Origin of the sequence: Demequina sediminicola, from assembly GCF_000975055.1 — a bacterium.
GTDB classification, from domain to species: domain Bacteria; phylum Actinomycetota; class Actinomycetes; order Actinomycetales; family Demequinaceae; genus Demequina; species Demequina sediminicola.
Window position 1 is genome coordinate 50,643 of the sequence record NZ_BBRB01000003.1, and the last position, 18,070, is coordinate 68,712.

Annotated in this window: 22 protein-coding genes and 2 tRNA genes; 15 read left to right on the plus strand and 9 right to left on the minus strand. The window is 62.6% G+C overall.

The genetic code is table 11. The features are described from left to right. Positions 1-48 precede the first annotated feature (48 nt). Together AOP79_RS11805 and AOP79_RS07315 are read left to right on the plus strand one after the other, a co-directional pair. A complete protein-coding gene (locus AOP79_RS11805) occupies positions 49-207 on the plus strand; it encodes a hypothetical protein (protein ID WP_161794241.1) in 159 nt (52 codons plus the stop codon). Between the two features lie 265 nt (positions 208-472). Further along, positions 473-706 (plus strand): DUF2188 domain-containing protein, encoded by a 234-nt coding sequence (locus tag AOP79_RS07315; RefSeq protein WP_062072134.1) that lies wholly within the window; start codon positions 473-475, stop codon positions 704-706. A gap of 674 nt (positions 707-1,380) precedes the next feature. On the opposite strand, the gene AOP79_RS11980 is transcribed toward AOP79_RS07315, so the two are convergent. The 3 genes from AOP79_RS11980 to AOP79_RS07335 all read right to left on the minus strand — a co-directional run bounded on the left by AOP79_RS11980 (position 1,381) and on the right by AOP79_RS07335 (position 3,409). Next, positions 1,381-1,833 carry a toll/interleukin-1 receptor domain-containing protein gene (locus AOP79_RS11980; RefSeq protein WP_236683325.1) on the minus strand — a complete coding sequence of 151 codons (453 nt, stop codon included), beginning with the start codon at positions 1,831-1,833 and terminating at the stop codon, positions 1,381-1,383. A gap of 371 nt (positions 1,834-2,204) precedes the next feature. Further along, positions 2,205-2,278 (minus strand) — tRNA-Ile (locus tag AOP79_RS07330). Positions 2,279-2,332: 54 nt separating this feature from the next. Next, the gene (locus AOP79_RS07335) at positions 2,333-3,409 is read right to left on the minus strand and encodes a CobW family GTP-binding protein (RefSeq protein ID WP_082093454.1); all 1,077 of its coding nucleotides are present in this window, start codon (positions 3,407-3,409) and stop codon (positions 2,333-2,335) included. Positions 3,410-3,462: 53 nt separating this feature from the next. On the opposite strand from AOP79_RS07335, the gene rpmB reads away from it, so the two are divergent. The 7 genes from rpmB (at position 3,463) to AOP79_RS07370 (ending at position 5,227) form a co-directional block, all read left to right on the plus strand. After that, the gene (gene rpmB / locus AOP79_RS07340; RefSeq protein WP_062072145.1) at positions 3,463-3,702 is read left to right on the plus strand and encodes a 50S ribosomal protein L28; all 240 of its coding nucleotides are present in this window, start codon (positions 3,463-3,465) and stop codon (positions 3,700-3,702) included. Then, entirely contained in the window at positions 3,702-3,872 is a 171-nt protein-coding gene (rpmG, locus tag AOP79_RS07345; RefSeq protein ID WP_062072147.1) for a 50S ribosomal protein L33, read from the plus strand. Before rpmB ends, rpmG begins: the two co-directional genes overlap by 1 nt. Beyond that, the gene (rpsN, locus tag AOP79_RS07350) at positions 3,872-4,177 is read left to right on the plus strand and encodes a 30S ribosomal protein S14 (RefSeq protein ID WP_062072150.1); all 306 of its coding nucleotides are present in this window, start codon (positions 3,872-3,874) and stop codon (positions 4,175-4,177) included. Before rpmG ends, rpsN begins: the two co-directional genes overlap by 1 nt. Before the next feature lie 2 nt (positions 4,178-4,179). Beyond that, positions 4,180-4,431: a type B 50S ribosomal protein L31 gene (locus tag AOP79_RS07355; RefSeq protein WP_062072152.1), complete on the plus strand. Its 252-nt coding sequence runs from the start codon at positions 4,180-4,182 to the stop codon at positions 4,429-4,431. After that, complete coding sequence (ykgO, locus tag AOP79_RS07360) at positions 4,428-4,550, plus strand: type B 50S ribosomal protein L36 (protein ID WP_062072153.1); 123 nt, start codon at positions 4,428-4,430, stop codon at positions 4,548-4,550. Before AOP79_RS07355 ends, ykgO begins: the two co-directional genes overlap by 4 nt. Before the next feature lie 194 nt (positions 4,551-4,744). Beyond that, positions 4,745-5,026: an HU family DNA-binding protein gene (locus AOP79_RS07365; protein WP_062072155.1), complete on the plus strand. Its 282-nt coding sequence runs from the start codon at positions 4,745-4,747 to the stop codon at positions 5,024-5,026. A gap of 128 nt (positions 5,027-5,154) precedes the next feature. Next, positions 5,155-5,227 (plus strand) — tRNA-Asn (locus AOP79_RS07370). A gap of 50 nt (positions 5,228-5,277) precedes the next feature. On the opposite strand, the gene dnaG is transcribed toward AOP79_RS07370, so the two are convergent. Next, the gene (dnaG, locus tag AOP79_RS07375; protein ID WP_062072558.1) at positions 5,278-7,182 is read right to left on the minus strand and encodes a DNA primase; all 1,905 of its coding nucleotides are present in this window, start codon (positions 7,180-7,182) and stop codon (positions 5,278-5,280) included. Positions 7,183-7,309: 127 nt separating this feature from the next. Here dnaG and AOP79_RS07380 point away from each other — a divergent pair, with 127 nt between their 5' ends. Genes AOP79_RS07380 through AOP79_RS07395 form a run of 4 tightly spaced genes read left to right on the plus strand, consistent with a single transcriptional unit; the run spans position 7,310 to position 9,620 of the window. Then, entirely contained in the window at positions 7,310-7,768 is a 459-nt protein-coding gene (locus tag AOP79_RS07380; protein WP_062072157.1) for a DUF6941 family protein, read from the plus strand. Between the two features lie 9 nt (positions 7,769-7,777). Next, positions 7,778-8,194, plus strand: coding sequence for a hypothetical protein (locus tag AOP79_RS07385; RefSeq protein ID WP_062072160.1), 417 nt, complete (start codon positions 7,778-7,780; stop codon positions 8,192-8,194). Next, a complete protein-coding gene (locus AOP79_RS07390) occupies positions 8,194-8,583 on the plus strand; it encodes a hypothetical protein (protein WP_062072163.1) in 390 nt (129 codons plus the stop codon). The genes AOP79_RS07385 and AOP79_RS07390 overlap by 1 nt, the downstream gene beginning before the upstream one ends. Further along, positions 8,580-9,620: a DUF368 domain-containing protein gene (locus tag AOP79_RS07395; protein WP_082093455.1), complete on the plus strand. Its 1,041-nt coding sequence runs from the start codon at positions 8,580-8,582 to the stop codon at positions 9,618-9,620. The genes AOP79_RS07390 and AOP79_RS07395 overlap by 4 nt, the downstream gene beginning before the upstream one ends. 36 nt (positions 9,621-9,656) lie before the next feature. Here the strand turns inward: AOP79_RS07395 and AOP79_RS07400 are convergent, their stop codons facing one another. Both AOP79_RS07400 and AOP79_RS07405 read right to left on the minus strand, forming a co-directional pair. After that, entirely contained in the window at positions 9,657-10,415 is a 759-nt protein-coding gene (locus AOP79_RS07400; RefSeq protein ID WP_062072562.1) for a class I SAM-dependent methyltransferase, read from the minus strand. A gap of 150 nt (positions 10,416-10,565) precedes the next feature. Then, entirely contained in the window at positions 10,566-11,861 is a 1,296-nt protein-coding gene (locus AOP79_RS07405) for a deoxyguanosinetriphosphate triphosphohydrolase (protein ID WP_082093456.1), read from the minus strand. A gap of 448 nt (positions 11,862-12,309) precedes the next feature. Here AOP79_RS07405 and AOP79_RS07410 point away from each other — a divergent pair, with 448 nt between their 5' ends. Both AOP79_RS07410 and AOP79_RS07415 read left to right on the plus strand, forming a co-directional pair. Then, positions 12,310-13,269, plus strand: a complete 960-nt coding sequence (locus AOP79_RS07410) for a DUF559 domain-containing protein (RefSeq protein WP_062072165.1) — start codon at positions 12,310-12,312, stop codon at positions 13,267-13,269. Between the two features lie 60 nt (positions 13,270-13,329). Further along, complete coding sequence (locus AOP79_RS07415) at positions 13,330-13,965, plus strand: dihydrofolate reductase family protein (RefSeq protein ID WP_062072167.1); 636 nt, start codon at positions 13,330-13,332, stop codon at positions 13,963-13,965. A 147-nt stretch (positions 13,966-14,112) separates the two neighbouring features. Here the strand turns inward: AOP79_RS07415 and dusB are convergent, their stop codons facing one another. From dusB to AOP79_RS07430, 3 genes are read right to left on the minus strand one after another with little or no spacing between them, the layout of a single operon-like run. Then, on the minus strand, positions 14,113-15,300 hold the full coding sequence (dusB, locus tag AOP79_RS07420) for a tRNA dihydrouridine synthase DusB (RefSeq protein ID WP_062072169.1): 1,188 nt from the start codon (positions 15,298-15,300) through the stop codon (positions 14,113-14,115). Positions 15,301-15,341: 41 nt separating this feature from the next. Further along, positions 15,342-16,610: a YibE/F family protein gene (locus tag AOP79_RS07425; protein ID WP_062072171.1), complete on the minus strand. Its 1,269-nt coding sequence runs from the start codon at positions 16,608-16,610 to the stop codon at positions 15,342-15,344. A gap of 40 nt (positions 16,611-16,650) precedes the next feature. Next, the gene (locus tag AOP79_RS07430; RefSeq protein WP_062072173.1) at positions 16,651-18,033 is read right to left on the minus strand and encodes a glycine--tRNA ligase; all 1,383 of its coding nucleotides are present in this window, start codon (positions 18,031-18,033) and stop codon (positions 16,651-16,653) included. Between the last annotated feature and the right edge of the window lie 37 nt (positions 18,034-18,070).

Sequence of the window (18,070 nt, forward strand, 5' to 3'; positions counted from 1 at the left end):
CGACGCCATGTCAGATGGGTTTGCCACACTGTAGAAATTCACCACGAAATGATGGAAAGCCTGATCGCCTATGACCCTTCTGGCAACTACGTGTTCATCTGGACCTGCACTTGCGGACGCAAGGGTTCCGGAAGCCCTAGTGATCGCCAGGAGATGACGGGATTCAAGCGGCACATTCAGAAGGCATTGCGGCGCGAGGCGTATTAACCCGCGAGCGACGGCAAAGAATACTGCTAGTCGCACAAAAAGTAGTGTTACTACGCATACGGCGTGTCGCGCCTCAAGTGCCTGGTTTATCGGGACACTTGAAGGTGGAAAGCACGAACGCCTGAAAGCCAGGCGGACCGGCTCTCAGGCGTTCGAGGAAACTCGTAGAGGTGTTTCCCTTGAAGGCTAGCGCTCGATTCTCGTAAAAGCGGGAGGATTGGGGTTGAGTTTGTCACTCGCTGATTTCCAGAGAGTAGAAGTCAGTATGGCAAAGGGAGACGTCCACACCATGTGGGACGGCGAAAAAGGCGACTGGTACAACAAGCGTGAAGGCAACACAAACGCTTCAAGTCGCCACGACAACAAGGCCGACGCCTCCGCGCGGGGCCAGGACCTCGCTCGCGGAACGGGGACCGAATGGCTCGGCCACAAGCAAGCCGACAACACAATCAACGACCGAAATACCTACGGTAAAGACCCGCACCCGCCGAAGGGCTAGAGCAGGTTAGGCGTGGAGGCCCCTGGACCGCGACGTCTGGGGGTCTCAACGCTAGGTACTGCGCCCCTTCTTGCCCGCCCCACTCTCGCGAATGACCTTGACCGTTTTGCCAGGGCGCGGCGGAACCGGAGGAGGAGTTACCTTCTTTTTCTTGGCATTCGCCACGTAGTTTCCTTTCAACCGAACAAGGTACTAAGAACCAGCGCGACGAGTGATAGTACAAAACTAGCGCAACCGGCGAGCCAATACTTTGAGCGCTGATTGAGGATCTTCTCGTCACTGCGAAGAATTTCATGCTTTCGGTGCAGCAGGACGTGGGTTGCCTCTTGGGGACCCATGGACCAGAGTTCTTTCTCGAGTTCTCTGACGTCATTCTCAGGCCCACTTCGCGGGATAACGGCCATTGCCCCTAGCGCAGCGGCGAAGGCAGCTAGAGCAATCGCAGCTATGTGAAATGCCCCGCTAGACGAAGAATTGACCTCGATACTCAATGTGACACCTGCCGCAGCGAGTAGCACGCCTCCACGAGTGAGCATGGCCGCTCCTCTGCGCGCGACGCTCGACCGCTGACGATCGACTTCGCGGTCGAGCGCATCGATCACATGTTGGTGACGCTTGTATGTGCGTCGTTCACGCATGTCCTCGCCTGCCATTGATGAAACCAACGCCTATTGCTAGTCGACCAGAACGGTATCCGCGATCTTAGCCGCCACTTCATCGAGGGAATCACAGTTCGCGGTATCCAGTCCCGATCTTGCGGCGAGCAGCGGGCTGTATCGCCGAAGTTCGTCGAACGTCGTGTCGTGAACTACAGGAATTACCCGGTCCGTTGCGAGCAACGCCGAGAGTTCCTGGGACGCGATTCCGTCGCTGTTCAGGCTAGCGAACAACGAGGGAGTTACGAGCACGATTCCGGCCCGAGAGCTTGCCAGGCCCTTATCGATCCTACGGATCAGCGAGGTTCCCAAAGGAACATCCATCTCACTAAACCAGACTGTGACATCAAGGCCCTTCAACAAGTTCGAAAAGTCAAGGGCCACACCCTCACGGTCGTCCCATGCGTGGCAGAGAAAAAGGTCACGACGGTCATCGCCGGTCTCGGCAATTCGGACTACTTGTTCGTGCACCGGCTTGAGGGTTTGATACTCGCGCGTCGAGTAGGTTACAGAAGCACGTCGTGCGCGGCTCGCAGTAGTTGCACCACCTCCGCCACCAGACGAGCGGCCGGAGAAACTTGGATACCTTTGAGGTCGAGGTGGCGGCGGCGTGTAGGTAGGACGCGGCGACGAGTAGCCGCTTGAGGAGCCTCCGTAGCGTCCTCCCCCACGACATGCGGGACAGTTCGCAGCGCCACTCGCTGTGCGGTGACCTTCGTATGGTGCGGTGCATTGTGCCATGGTTTGATCATACAACCGGGGTCTGACATTACGAGGGGTTTTGGAGGGGTTTTGCTCCGAACCTCACCGTTGTAGTGACCGGCGTTCCATGATCTACCAGGTGGGCCAGGTGGGGCTTGAACCCACGACCGACGGATTATGAGTCCGCTGCTCTAACCGGCTGAGCTACTGGCCCGTGACCCTCAACACTCAACCAGTGGCTGTGTGTCTCGCGAGGATCCGCGCCAGTCTAGCGCTCTACCGGGCCCAGCCAGTCGCTCAAGTCGTCGCCGTGAGACCAGTCTTGGCTGCGCTCGTCGTCGCGAATCAGGCAGGCGCGAAAGGCCTGTGCGATGACGTCTCGTTCGGGCCCACGGCCCGTAAAGACGATGCGTGTTCCCGGCCGCTGGCTTTCCCACCCCTCGAGGCTGCCGACGCTCACTTGCCTGCCGGCTGCATCCCACGCGCAAGGGTTGTCTGGGCGAGTAGGGACCCAAAAGTGGCCTCGTGCGCGAACATTATGGCTTCCCAGGTCAGCCAAGCGTTCACGCAGGCGTCCGGGATGGAAGGGCTTGGCGCTCTTGAGCTCTACTGACCAGATTCCATCGCGATCACGAGCAACATTGCGTTCCAACCTCAGTGGGTCGATGCGCCCGAGGGCTCGTTCGCAGCGGTGCTGGGCGCGCGCCACGACGTCGCCATCGAGAACCTCGGCGGCCATCGAGAGTACGTGAGAGCCTCGCCCACGGAGATGATCCACGGTGGCACTAGCCGATGCGGATGGCGACCCATCACACACCAACGCCACAACGTCAGCGTGAGCCAGCATCGGCGCTACGGCTTCCGCTACGACGCGATAGTCGTCTTCGACGAGGGCCAGCCCACGATCGTGAAGGAAGTCAGAACTGAACGCGTCCTCAGCAATGGTGTCGGCGTCAACCGCGCACATCACCGTGCCGAGGCGGACGCCGTTGAGGCTGCCGCCGGGCGCTCGCGCCATGTCGATCGCGCGCGTGACGGGCGCCGATTCGGCTGTGACGGGGAGCGCCACCAGGACAGTCGACCAGCGTCCGAGCATCTGGAGGCGCTCAAGCGTGGGGGTCAAGTCCTCACGTATCGCACAGCCTAGGCAGGCGTGTTCGAGCGTGGTGGCGTCTTGCTCGATGATCCCTGAGGAGTCAGAGACCACCCGTCGAATTTCATCACCGACGAGGTCATGGTGGACAACAACGGTGTCGGAACGTTCTAGCGCAACGCTAAAGGACACAGCAGCGCGAATCACGGGATCCATAGTGCTGAGGATAGAAACGGTCAGTCGTGGAGTCATGACGCCAACCGTAACACTTGACGAGAACGATTATCATTACTATCTTGGCCGGCATGTCACAACAACGCTGCCAAGTGACCGGGGCAACCCCCAGCTTTGGCCACACCATCTCCCACTCCCACCACCGCACCAAGCGTCGCTGGAACGTCAACATCCAACGCAAACGCTTCTACGTGCCCTCCCTGCGCCGCACCGTCACGCTCAACGTCAGCGCCAAAGGCATCAAAACCATCGACCGTGACGGTATCGAGGCCGTCGTCGCCCGCATCATCGCTCGAGGAGAAAAGATCTAATGGCCAAGGCCGGCAAGGACATCCGCCCCAAAATCACCCTGCTGTCGACCGCGGGAACCGGGGTCCGCTATGTCACCCGCAAGAACAGGCGCAACACCCCCGACCGCCTGGTACTGCGCAAATACGACAAGATCGCGCGCCGCCACGTCGACTTCAAGGAGACCCGCTAATGGCAAAGAAATCCAAAATCGCCAAGCAACGCCAACGCGAAGAAATCGTCGCCAAGTACGCGCAACGACGCGCAGTCCTCAAACGCGACTCCGTCAATCCCCACCTCAGCAGCGAGGCACGCAACCAGGCAATGAAAGAACTGCATGCCCTCCCCCGAGACGCATCACCCACACGCCTACGTAATCGAGACCAATCGGACGGCCGACCACGCGGGCACCTACGCACATTCGGCCTCTCCCGCGTCGCCTTCCGACAGGCCGCACACCGCGGCGAACTTCCCGGCATCACAAAATCGAGTTGGTAACCATGAAAAAGAACATCCACCCCCACTACGCACCCGTGATCTTCCGCGACAAGTCCGCGGACTTCGCCATCCTGACCCGATCGACCGCCACCAACACCACCACCGCAATGTGGGACGACGGCAACGAGTACCCCGTCATCGACGTTGAGATCTCGTCCGCCAGCCATCCGTTTTACACCGGGCGCGCCAAGGTCATGGATACCGCCGGAAGAGTGGAACGATTCCGTCGCCGCTACGCCAAGGACGCCCGATGAAGGTACGTGCGAGTCTTCGCTCACTCGCCAAGAAAGACGGTGCGATCGTGGTGCGCCGCCGAGGCAAGACGTACGTCATCAACAAGCGCAACCCACGATTCAAGGGCCGGCAAGGGTAAATTCTCGCCTCAAGAGGCCAAAAGCCCCCTCAAAACCCCGTACGTTCGCGACGCGCATAAGGAAATGCCGCGGCGAATGCCCGGAGTATGGCTATCGTGGCACCAAGAGACGTGCCTACCGGCTCACTCGTCCGCGTATCACTACGCGGTCCCATCAAGTTCGGCGGTCCCCCGCCGCACACGAAAGGAATCACATGGCTCTCACCCGTACCGACGTTGCCAACCGCGTTGCAGAAAGCGCAGGCCTCACGCAGGCTCAGGCTGGCGATGCTCTCCGTGCACTCGAGTCCGTCGTCACCGAAGCACTGGTGACAGGCGAAGCAGTGAAGCTGACCGGCTTCGTTTCCTTCGACACCGGCGAGCGCGCAGCCCGCACCGGCCGCAACCCGCAGACCGGCGAGGCTCTTGAGATCCCCGCCAGCACCGTGGTGAAGATCAGCGCTGGTGCAGCACTGAAGAACGCTGTCAAGAAGTAACTTTTTCTTTTAAGGAGCGGGGCCGATGCTTCAGGCATCGGCCCCGCTTTTTGCTCGCTCGGCACCCTGAAAGACACGTCGTAGTGTCACCAGCAGTGCCAAACATCATGTAGAGTTTCTGACTGCAATCCTCCATAGCTCAATTGGCAGAGCAGCCGACTGTTAATCGGCAGGTTGTTGGTTCGAGTCCAACTGGAGGAGCTCCACAGAGCCGGTCCTACGGGGCCGGCTTTCGTGTTTTCTGACGGGCCTTAGCCTTCGCGCAGGAGGCGTCGGCGCTGCTCCAGGCGAACGATCTCCGCGAACGCCTCCTGAGCGCCGTCAGTGCCCGCTCCCGCGCGCTGCATGCGCCCCCGCAACTCCGCGATGGCACGCGTGAGACTCAGATCCAGCACGCGCGCGAGAACGGAACTGGCGTAATGGCCGAGAGTCTCAGGCTTGTCATGCGGCAGCGGGGACACCGCCAATTCAGACACCGTGCCCGCGAGAGACTCCCCCGCCTGCTCCGCGACATCATTCGCCCAGTCTGGGCCGGCTTGCGTAGGACCGCCTGCAGCCATGATCGCCTCAAACACGGCCCGGTACTGGGGCACCGAATACGCCGCAGGGGTCATCTCTGCGACGACCACTTGGCCCAGCGGATCGTTGACAGTCTCGGTCGGCGCCTGCAACAGGGCCCCGAGCGACAGCGCTTCCGCACGCACCACAGGATCCCGGCGGTCAGGCCGGGCCGATGCCGCGGTTCCGTCACCGCCGCGACTCACCTGGGGCATCGTCCCTGTGTGGGCTGCAGGCTCACGTCCACGGGACTTCGCCGCATTGGATACCGCGCGACGGACGATGTCCAGTTCCATCCCCAACCATCCAGCGAGACGGCGGGTGTACTCGGGCTGGATGGCCCTGTCGCGGATACCTGCGACGACAGGCGCGGCAGCACTCAGAGCCGCGGCACGGCCTTCAGGGGTCTCCAAGTCATTGGCACCCAATGCTGTCTTGATCACGAACTCGAACAGCGGCGTACGAGCCTGCAAGAGCGCCTGCACAGCCTGATCGCCACCGGCCATGCGGAGGTCACACGGGTCCTTGCCCTCGGGGTCCACGGCCACAAACGTCTGCGCAAGGAACTGCTGGTCAAGTTGGAAGGACTTGAGTGCGGCGTTCTGGCCCGCCTCATCACCATCGAAGGTAAAGATGACCTTGGCGCCCGAGGTGCCGACCTTCATCGCACCCCCAGCGACATCGCCCATGAGTCGGCGGACAACCTTGACATGCTCCTCGCCAAAGGCCGTGCCACACGTCGCCACGGCATTCGTGATGCCCGCAAGGTGGCACGCCATCACATCGGTGTAGCCCTCCACCACCACAGTGGTGCGCTCGGACCGGATGGCACTCTTCGCCAGATCAATGCCGTAAAGAACCTGGTTCTTCTTATACAGAGGGCTTTCAGGAGTGTTGAGGTACTTGGGGCCCTGATCCTCGTCGTAGAGACGCCGTGCACCAAAACCAATGACCTCACCCGTGACATCGCGGATGGGCCAGATCAGGCGGCCACGGAAGCGGTCATAGACACCGCGATTGCCATCGGAGACGAGCCCACCGGCACGCATCTCATCCTGCGTGAAACCCTTAGTTTGCAGATGATCAGCCAAGTGGTTCCAGCCCTGCGGGGCGTAGCCCACACCAAAGTGCTCTGCCGCAGCGCGATCGAAGCCACGCTCGCGCAAAAAGTCACGCCCGGTACGCGCCTCAGGACTCGCCAGTTGGGCTGCGTAGAACTCCTGAGCGACCCGGTGGGCTTCAAGCAGGCGTTTGCGCTGGCCACTGCGGCCTTCCTTGCGCGGAGCGCCACCGGCCTCATAGCGCAGAGTGATCCCAGCCTTATCCGCAAGGTACTCAACCGCTTCAGCAAACGGCAGGCCGTCAATGCGCATCACGAACTCAATGACATCGCCACCTTCGCCACAGCCAAAGCAGTGCCAGCGGCCAGCATTGGGGCGCACGTGGAACGACGGCGAACGCTCATCGTGGAATGGGCACAGGCCCTTCACAGACCCCACTCCGGCGGATTTCAACGCCACGTGTTGGCCGATGATGTCCTCAATCGGCGCCCTCTCACGCACTGACGCGATGTCGTCCCGATTGATAGTCCCAGCCACGTCTGCATGGTACTCCGTGGCGGCCGCGTCGATTCGACTCAACCTCTGCCTAGAGCGAAGGCGTGCGCAGGTGCCGTGACCGGTAGGTACTCTGGTGGAGGTTCACCTCCATCGAAAGGAATCCCCCGTGAGAATCGACGCCTTCCTCGCCGACTCAGCCGAGGTCGTCAACGGCAAGATCTACTCGCTAGGTGCGGGATGGAACACCATCTTCGTTCGGCAGTTCCCGGCGGCGCACCGACGCCTCGCCGTTGCCGCCACCGTGCACGTCCCCTTCACCGCAACCAACGCCTCGCACCAGCTCGAACTGAAGCTGCTCACCGAGGATGGCAAGGAATACCCCATCGGCGTGCGTGCCGATGCTGAAGGCAACGCCCAGCCCGTTCGCGGCATGGGCGGCGAGTTCACGCTGGGCCGTCCGGCGCACCTTGTCGACGGAGACGAGCAGGTCGCGTGCTTCGCCTTCACAATCGACGGAATCCGCTTTGTCCAGGCCGGCATGTTCTCGTGGGTCATCTCCGTTGACGGCGAAGAGCTCGGACGCTTGCCGATGCGCGTACAGCAGGTTCAGCAGCAACAGCAGTAACCACGCTCGATGGACTTTTACACCGGGTTGATCTACCCCGCGTTCCTTGTGGTCTGCGCGCTCCTCGTCCTTACGGGAGCCGCAACCATGGTGTGGATCGGGCTGCACCCGTGGCTTAAACGCGTCGTCACAGCGATGTGGATCGCGACTGGCATCCATGCGGTCACGGTCATCGGAGTCATGCTGAGCGGCTCCGACGCGAGCGTCGTCCTCTCACTCGGCTACCTCCTGGCCTCCGTGATCCTCCTCCCTTTGCTCGGCATCGGCCGCCTCGGTGAACCCGATGCCGTCCTCGGCGACCCTGACCCCAACCGACCCGTGCTCGCACCCGACCAAATCGCTCGCGTCGACGGCGGTATCGCCGTGATTATCGGCATCGGTGCCGCCGTACTCGCGTGGCGGGTCTTCGTCCTCATGGGAGCCTGATGAGCGCCATCGGACGCATCCTGCTCATTGCCGCATACGCCGTATTGGGGCTCGCAGCAACCGGCCGCTCGGTGTACCAAATCTCCACTAAGTTCTCCGAAGCGCCCCTCCCCTACGCAGTCTCAGGGCTGAGTGCCGTTCTCTACATCGTCATCGCAGTAGCGCTCTGGCGCGGGTGGCGCCGGGTCGCCGTCTGGGGAACGGGCATCGAGCTCGCTGGCGTCCTGATCGTTGGGACTTTGGGATACATTGAGCCGTCCCTCTGGGCCGACGAGACAGTCTGGACGGGGTATGGCTCCGCCTACGGCTGGGTGCCACTGATTCTGCCGATCGCCGCATTGTGGGTGTTGCTACGCGCCCGCCGTCCCCTCCAGGAGAGCACCTCATGAGTCACGACCACTCCCCCGCTGGAGATTCGGCCTCCGCATCAGCACCGACCTCAACGCCCACGTCGCCCGCTCTCGCACCGCCGTGGGCACGGAGCCTCCTGAACGCAGTCCGCGGAGCCCTCATCGGTACCGCCGAGACCGTTCCAGGGGTGTCGGGCGGCACCATCGCCCTCATGACGGGCGTCTACGAGATCATTCTGACTTCAGCGGGCCACTTCATCTCCGGCGCCCGCATCGCCGTCAGCGACGGCGTACGTGGCCGCGGGCTCAGCCGCTCCAGGCCCGAGTGGGCAAAAGTCCACTGGGGCGTCCTGATCCCGCTCGCAATCGGCATGGTGTTTGCACTGTTCGTCATGGCGGGCGTGATGGAAACCTTGGTAGAAGAACACCCCGTGACCATGCGGGCGCTGTTCTTCGGGCTCGTTCTTGCTTCCCTCGCAGTGCCCTTCAGGATGGCCGCGAAAGCACCACTGTCCACGCGGCCATTGGGACGATGGGGCGTCAAAGACTGGAGCATCGCCGCGGTCGCTGCGGTCGGAGCCGCCGTGATTGTGACACTGCCCGGTGGGACGCTCGAGCCCACCCCGGCAATTCTGATCCCTGCAGGGGCCATCGCCGTCTCCGCACTGGTGCTGCCCGGCCTGTCAGGGTCCTTCATCCTGCTCACCATGGGGCTCTACGAGCCAACCCTGGGAGCCGTCGCAGATCGGGACTGGGGCTACCTCGCCTACTTCGCGATCGGCCTCGTCATCGGCATGGTGTCCATCGTCAAACTCTTGCAATGGCTCCTCGAACACCACCGACGCAGCACGCTCGTGGTCCTCACCGGAATCATGGCCGGATCGCTCGTGGCACTGTGGCCGTGGCAAGACGAGGACCGGACGCTTCAAGCACCGTCCGGCGACCTCCTTGGACCCATCGTCGCGTTCCTGGTGGGGTTCACGGTCGTCGCCGTGCTACTCGTACTCGAGGCGCGCATCGTGAAGCGCCGAGACGCCCTCGCCGCCATCGCGGCTGACGCACAGCGCGACGCATAGGTCAGGGCCAGCGCCGGCAACTAGCGCAGCCGGCACCTAGCGCGGACGCTGCGCCTCCACTAGATGCCGGGTCGAATGCGCGACGAACATTCCCTCGCGTTCAATGTGATCGTGCATGTCACGCAGGCGATCCTGATATCGCTCCACAGTGAATCCCGGCACCCACCAGATGACCTTTCGCAAGAGATACACCACGGCTGCCACATCAAAGATCTCGATGCGTAGGCGTGCCGTCGTCAGGTTCACTACGTCGAGGCCAGCGGCGCGCGCAGCATCCGCCTCGTCGTCGGGATGACGGCCGCGCCGCGCTTCAGGCTGCGGTCCAAGAAAGAACTCGATGAGCTCAAAGACACTCGCCGGACCCACATGCTGAGCAGTATACGTGCCACCTGGTTGGAGAACTCTCGCAATCTCCTCCCACCACACCGTGGCAGGGTGCCGGCTCGTCACTAGATCGAATGACTCATCAGCGAACGGCAACGGCGGCTCATCAGGGTCCGCCACCACCACAACGCCCTTGGGGTGGAGCAGACGAGTCGCATGGGCCACGTTGGGAGGCCACGATTCAGTCGCGACAGCAACGGACGGGAAGTGCCCGGCCTCGGCCAAGACTTCGCCTCCACCGGTCTGAATGTCGAGAGACGCGCGTGCTTCCCGGAGCCGCTCCGCCAACACGCGTGAGTAGCCCCACGGCGGCCGCTGCTCAGTGGCGCGACCCTCCAGCCATGAGAAATCCCAACCAGTGACATCCGCCTGTGCACCCAGAGCGATCAGCTCTTCATACGAGGCACGCACGGCGTTCTCCCCTGTGTTGTGCGGTGCGCTGTTCCGTGCAGCACTGTTCCGTGCAGCGCTGTTCCGTGGGGCATTCTCCCCTGCGTTCTCCACGATGTCCTCCGTTCCACCTGGGCGAGACCACAACGGCGCCCGGCCCCGGCATCGGCCCTATGCGTATTGGCCGCCGCAATACTTGTGATGCCAGTTGTACGCCGACGTGTCCGTCAACGACGCCACCTGATCCACTGCCACACGCAGCCGCTCATCATCGCCCGATGCGTCACGATAGTCCGCAGCAAACTGCGGTTCCATGACGTCAGCACCCCGCTCTGCCAATGCCTTCACCAACTCACGAAGCACCCGCCGCTGCTTGGTGTACGTAGGGCTGGTCTCGCGAGGAGCCATCAGGAAGTGCACTGCGATGCCCTTGAGGATCAGGATCTCGTCCAAAGTGTCCTGGGGCACCACGAGAGTGGCGTTGTGACGAGTGTGAGGACCCTTGCCGTACTCAGCCTGTGTCGCCGCAATAGTCGCAGAGGCGAACCGCCCAATGAGCTGACTGGTCATGTCCTTCAATGCCGCGAGCGCGGGGCGCGACCCGTCGAACTCATCGGCCCACCAGCGGAACTGACGCAACCGCTCCAGCGCAGCCAACAGCGCCTCTTGGTCGCCGCGTCCGTACCATTCACGCGCATGGTCGACGATCTCGCGGGCGTGACCTGGATCTCGGAGCACTGACAACGACACCTGGCGGTACACCACCGAGTCCTCGACATCATGGACCGAGTACGAGACGTCATCCGCGAGGTCCATGATCTGAGCCTCGAAACTCTGCGCGCGATCAGGGGCGCCGATGCGTAGCCAGTCGTAAACCTCGCGGTCATCGGCGTACACACCAAACTTGCGGCTGGGCTTGCCGTCAGGCCTCGCGGGAGCGCCCTCCTCGCCCCACGGGTACTTCACTGCCGCGTCAAGACCCGCACGTGTGAGATTCAGCCCGATGGGGCGACCCGTGTCCGGATGCACTGACTTGGGTTCCAGACGAGTCAGCAGGCGCAGAGTCTGAGCGTTTCCTTCAAACCCGCCGATGTGCCGGGTCACCTTGTCGAGCGCACGCTCACCATTGTGGCCAAACGGCGGGTGGCCTAGGTCGTGGGCAAGGCAAGCAGCATCCACCACATCCGGCGAGCACCCCAACGCTTTAGCAAGTTCGCGGCCCACCTGTGCGACCTCAAGCGAGTGCGTGAGGCGGGTACGAACAAAGTCGCCACTGCCAAGGCCGAGCACCTGCGTCTTGGCGCCGAGCCGTCGCAGAGCACTCGAGTGCAAAATGCGGGCGCGATCACGCTCAAAGGGCGTGCGATTGGGGCTCTTGGAAGGCTCGTGGACCCAACGCTCAACGTCCGCCTCGGTGTAGCCCTCAGGTGCGGCGCTGGAAGCGGCCAGATCACTTGCTTGATTCACGTTCCCAACCTAGCGCGTGCGGCCCTCCCTCCTCACGTTGTCAGCCCTCGGTCGCTCTGGCGCCTGATCTCCGTTGGCCCCGCGAAGCTCCGCGTGCCCCGCCGCTCCCCATCCGCTCGGCTCCGTTGCCCCAGCGGCTTCCTATCCCGCCCCCAATCCCGCCAACGCGCCCCCAAGCCCGCCAACCCACCTCCAAGCCCGCGAGCCCGCCCCCAAGCCCTCCAAATGGTGTGAAAAGTGCCAAAGTTGGCCAATTTTGGCGTCTTCTGCACCATTTGAGCGAGGTGACGGCGTGCAGCGCGCGAGTGACGGCGTGCAGCGGGTGGGTGTCCGAACGTACTCGCTGTCGGCATCGGCCCGTTGTCCCCGGCCATGGCTGGCCGGCGGTGTTGTCCGCAGATCTTGGAGGCCTCTCCCCCATGCGACACCCAGGCCATACCTTCGCCACATGAATCATTCCCGCGCGCTCGCCGCGATCGTGGACCACCTCAATGCGGCGCACGGGCCGGCCACCCGCGCCGAGCTCACAACGCTGATATCCGAGCGCTCCCTGCAACGCGCCGTTGATGCAGGCGTCATCGTGCGAGTCGTTCCGGGTATCTATGATCTGCCGGGGCGCCAACGTGAGCCCCTGCGTCGAGTCATGGCAGTCGCCGCATGGATGCCTCCGAAGGCGGTCCTCACCGGCGCGGCGGCTGCTGTCAGATGGGGCCACAAAGCCATCCGCCTGACGTCCATTGATGTGCTCATGCCACCCGAGCACCACAGCGCAGTCCCTGCGGGCGTACGCCCGTGGCGCTCGAAGGCCAGGATCCCCGTCATGGTCATTGAAGGAGTCCGCACAGCGATGGTGGAACACATTCCCGTGCAGCGCTGGATCCGCGAGGTAGATCAACGCACACCTGGAGCCCTCCTGGACAGCGTCCGCGACCTGCAATGCAATCCGAGGCACGTCCTAGCAACCATTGACCGCTATCCCCGGGTACCTGATTCTCGCCGACTCCGCGAAGTCTTGAATGTTGCGCAACTCGGGATCACGAGTGCTCTTGAATACCGCGCAAAGACTGAAGTGTTCAACGGGCCAGAGTGGGATCCATGGGAGTGGCAAGGGCGCGTCAGAACCCGAAGTCGCACGTGCATCGTCGACATGCTCCACCGGCAAGCACGCATCGCCGTGGAGTTTGATGGGGCCAAGTACCACTCAGACGATGCTGCTCGGCGGCGCGACATTGAACGCGACGCACTGCTCTCTGCGGCCGGATACCTGACCCTAAGGTTCACCTACGAGGACATCGCCCAGAGACCGCAGTGGTGCATCGACCGGGTGCGAGAGGTGCTCGCTTTGCGACTGTCGGCGGCGTCCTCCGCAAACACAGCAGGCACCCCTCGATTGGCTGAGCCGGACTAGCACTCGTACCTCGAGAGCTGTGTTGGGCACTGTGCCTCAGGTAGGCGTAGCGTGGGTTCCATGGGTGAAGTCAAGGTGTACTGCGCAATGTCGGTCGATGGATTCATTGCTGCACCGGGAGACGATGTGTCGTGGCTCGAAGCCGAACGTCCAGCGTGGGCACCCATGGCCCAGGACCGATGGGCGCAACAGCCCGACGGCGCGCTCACGTTTGCAGACTTTTACACCACCGTGGGAGCAATCCTCATGGGCCGACGCACCTTCGACGTAGTCCACGGCATGAACGAATGGTTCTACGGCGAGACGCCGATCCTTATCGCCACTGGGCGGCCACTTCCGGAATTCCGCGCCACGGTGAGTTCAGCATCGGCGCCGATTGCGAATCTCGTCGCGGAGGCTCAGGACCTCGCTGGCGACAAACATGTGTATCTCGATGGCGGCTCGGTGATCCGACAGGCACTCGATGCCGGTCTTGTGGACGAGATGATCGTCACCATTCACCCCACGATCCTTGGCGCCGGACACCCGCTCTTTGCCGGTGCGGAACAGCAGCACGCGGTCACCGTCACAGATGTTCAGCGGTACGGCGACGGCATGGTTCAGGTCACGATGAGGCCAGCGCGTGAACCGATGGATGACTCGCCGGTGCCCGACGACGGCGGACCGGCTGTAGAGACTCCGTTGGGGCTGGCCTGACTGCGGGTACTCGCGAACATCGGCCACCAGCGCGGGACGCTACGACCGCCGCGAACACCCACGCCGAAATGGTGCGAAACATGCCATTGACGCGCGATTTTGGCATGAAATTCACCATTTCAGGAGGGGTGGCCAGGACTCAGCGCGCTAGCCTCCCGAAACGCTGAGCTCAGCCTCCTGCAAGCGTGCTTCAAGATCAGGCGTGATGTCCTGCGTATCGAGCCAGCCGTCAGGGCATGAGGGCTGCTTGGGGGTGCCTTGGCGGCCACGCGGGCCCTCGGCAGCTTCACCGGGATACGGCGCATCAAGCGGCAGCGTGTCGAGTAGCTCGCGCAACTGAGGCAGCGTCTCAACGAGTCCGAGGTTCTTCCGAATCTCCCCACCCACCGGGTATCCCTTGAGATACCAGGCCACATGCTTGCGAATCTCGCGCATCGCCTTGAGTTCGTCATCCCCGAAGAACGGCACCATGAGTTCGCCGTGGCGGTAGATCGTGTCGGCCACCATGGCGAGTCCAGGCTTGACCCGGTCGTCGCGCCCCTCGAACGCGGCTTGCAGGTCAGCGAACAGCCACGGACGCCCCTGGCACCCACGGCCCACGACAACGCCATCGGCGCCGGTGCGTTCGACCATCTCGAGCGCATCCTCAGCGGACCAGATATCGCCATTGCCCAGGACCGGGATGGTCGTGACTGCGTCTTTGAGGCGCGCGATCGCTTCCCAGTCAGCGGTGCCGGAGTAATAGTCCGCGGCAGTGCGACCGTGGAGTGCGACTGCAGCGGCGCCTTCTGCCTCAGCCATGCGGCCGGCCTCGAGATAGGTGAGGTGATCGTCGTCGACGCCCTTGCGCATTTTCACCGTGACAGGCACGTCATAGGGTGCGGCCTCGCGCACCGCTGCGCGCACAATCTCGCGGAAGAGGTCCTTCTTCCACGGCAACACCGCGCCGCCACCCTTTTTGGTGACTTTGGGTACTGGGCATCCAAAGTTCATGTCGATGTGATCCGCACGGTCTTCGGTCACGAGCATCTTGACGGCGGCGCCGATGGTGGCGGGGTCGACGCCGTAGAGCTGTACGGAGCGAGGTGTCTCGTCGGGATCGTGGTGGATGATCCGCATGGACTCGCGGGTGCGTTCCACGAGGGCTCGGGAGGTCACCATCTCTGCCACGTAGATGCCGCCGCCATGCTCGCGGCACAGGCGCCTGAATGCGGCGTTGGTGATGCCTGCCATAGGCGCAAGGACCACGGGAGTGTCGACAGTCAGAGGGCCGATGCGCAGGGGCGGGAGAACTCGCTCGCTCGCTGTGGGAGGGGCCGATGCGTCAGTCGTCATGCATCTATTCTCACTGATGCTTGCGGCCGGTATGAAAACGACTAGTCGGCGGACTTCTCGGGAGGAGATGTCGTGCTGGTGTTGCCGGTGGTGTCGCTGGGAGTGAGTGATGGTTCTGCAGGTTCTGTCGCAACCATCTGGTCAAGGCTCTTGGGGACTGGGGCGACGGGCTGCTTGTCTCCTGCGATGGCTCCTTCGTAGCCGACAACGAGCGCCGCGATGCCCGTGGTGAGCGGCACTGCGAGTACCAGGCCGATGGAGCCTACGAGCGTCCGCACGACCTCTTCAGCAATCTCGGCACTCGTCAGCGAGACACCCAGCGACTGGTCGTAAAGGGACACCAGCATGATGGCGGGCAGTGCAGCGCCGACGTAGGCGAAAGCAATCGTGTAGACCGTCGAGGCGATGTGGTCGCGGCCGATGCGCATGCCACGGGCAAAGAGATTCCACCGGCTGATGTCGGGACGCGCTGCGCGCAGTTCCCAGACGGCCGATGCTTGGGTCACGGTCACGTCGTTGAGCACACCGAGCCCCGCGATGATGATGCCGCACAGCACAAGCCCTTGAAGGTCTACGGAGCGCCCAGCCAATTCGAGGTGACTGCCCTCCTCAGACCAGAATCCTGTGAGTTTCGACGCGTCGACGGCCCACCACGCGAGGATGGTCGTGATCAGTAGCCCAGCGAGGGTTCCCAGATACGCGGTCGTGGTGCGCGCATTGACGCCGTGCGCCATGTAGAGCAAGAGAAAGAGCGCACCCGACCCAGTGACGAGCCCCACGACAAGAGGGTCTGACCCTTCGAAGAGCGCGGGCACAGTAAAGAAGATGATCACGCCAAACGCAGCGACGAGGCCAAGCAGCGCGCCGAGTCCTCGCCACCAAGCCACGGCAAGCACCAGGACCACGTAGACGACCAACAGCAGCAACATGGGTGGGCCGCGGTTGAAGTCACCGAAGATCAGTTCGCCAGTCTCGATCTGTAGTACCCGCACCGAGTCACCCTCGGTGTACATGAAGTTGGAGAGTTCAAGAGGCGGAAGGGTTTGGGTACCTTCGTCCTCTTGACCTTCCACAATGACCTGAGCTTCGCCTGTCGACTCGTCCACTGATTCGACAGTGACGTCAACCCATTGGGCACCTTCATAGGAGGTGGGTACGGACTTCAGGAACGACCAATCCGACGGCCACACCGCGACGGCACCGGCAACCGTGAGGAACAACACGATGCCGACGGCAATCGTCAACACCGTTGTGGTGCGTTCTGACGCCCGTGGGCGCGCCTCAAGTGAATGCGAGTGCCCGGCACCCATCAGCGCTCAACCCATCCCGGCATCGGCTCTATGCCAACGCCTAGGCGCCGATGAGGCGCGTCGCGAGGTAGGCCTGCACCTGGTCGAGCGCGACGCGCTCCTGCTGCATGGTGTCGCGGTCACGGATCGTGACTGCCTGATCGTCCTTGGTCTCGAAGTCGACGGTAATGCAGAACGGCGTACCGATCTCGTCCTGGCGGCGGTAGCGCTTGCCAATCGCCTGCGTGACATCGAGATCCACGTTCCAGGCCTGACGCAGTTCCTTGGCGAGCGCTTCGGCCGTCGGGGCGAGTTCCTCGGACTTCGACAGCGGCAGCACAGCAGCTTTGACAGGCGCGATGCGCGGGTCAAGGTGCAGCACAGTGCGCTTGTCGACACCACCCTTGGCGTTGGGGGCTTCGTCTTCGTCATACGCCTCAGCCAGGAATGCCATGAGCGAGCGCGTCAGACCAGCCGCGGGCTCGATCACGTAGGGGGTGTAGCGCTCGTTAGTCTGCGGGTCCAGGTAGGACAGGTTCTTGCCCGAGTGCTCCGCGTGTGTCGACAGGTCGAAGTCGGTGCGGTTGGCGATTCCCTCGAGCTCTCCCCATTCGCTGCCCTGGAAACCGAAGCGGTACTCGATGTCCGTGGTGCCCTTGGAGTAATGGGAGAGCTTCTCCTGTGGGTGCTCGAACAGGCGCAGATTGTCAGCCGAAATTCCCAGATCCTTGTACCACTCGAGGCGCGTGTCAATCCAGTACTGGTGCCATTCCTCATCGCTACCGGGCTTGACGAAGAACTCCATCTCCATCTGCTCGAACTCGCGGGTGCGGAAGATGAAGTTTCCGGGCGTGATCTCGTTGCGGAAGGATTTTCCGATCTGGCCGATGCCGAAGGGCACCTTCATGCGCGACGTGCGTTGCACGTTCTCGAAGTTGACGAAGATTCCCTGTGCGGTCTCCGGGCGCAGATAGTGCAGTCCGGACTCGTCCTGGTTGACTCCGAGGTAGGTCTTGAGGAGACCGTTGAACATCTTGGGTTCAGTCCACTCGCCACGGGTTCCGCATGAGGCACATGCAATGCCCGCCAGGCCGCCCTCGGGAGCACGGCCCTTCTTCTCTTCGAATTCCTCGATCAAATGATCTTCGCGGTAACGCTTGTGGCAGTTGAGGCATTCGACGAGTGGGTCCACAAAGGCCTTGAGGTGCCCTGATGCTTCCCACACCTTGGTGGGGAGGATGACCGAGGAGTCGAGGCCGACGATGTCGTCGCGGCTGGAGACCATGGCGCGCCACCATTGGCGCTTGATGTTCTCCTTGAGTTCGACTCCCAGCGGGCCGTAGTCCCACGCGGAGCGCGTACCGCCGTAGATCTCGCCGCACGGGAAGACGAAGCCACGACGCTTCGCTAGCGAAATCACGTTGTCCAGGCGAGACGGTGCCACTGAATGCTCCTTGGTGGTTATCGATGGGTGCCCGCAC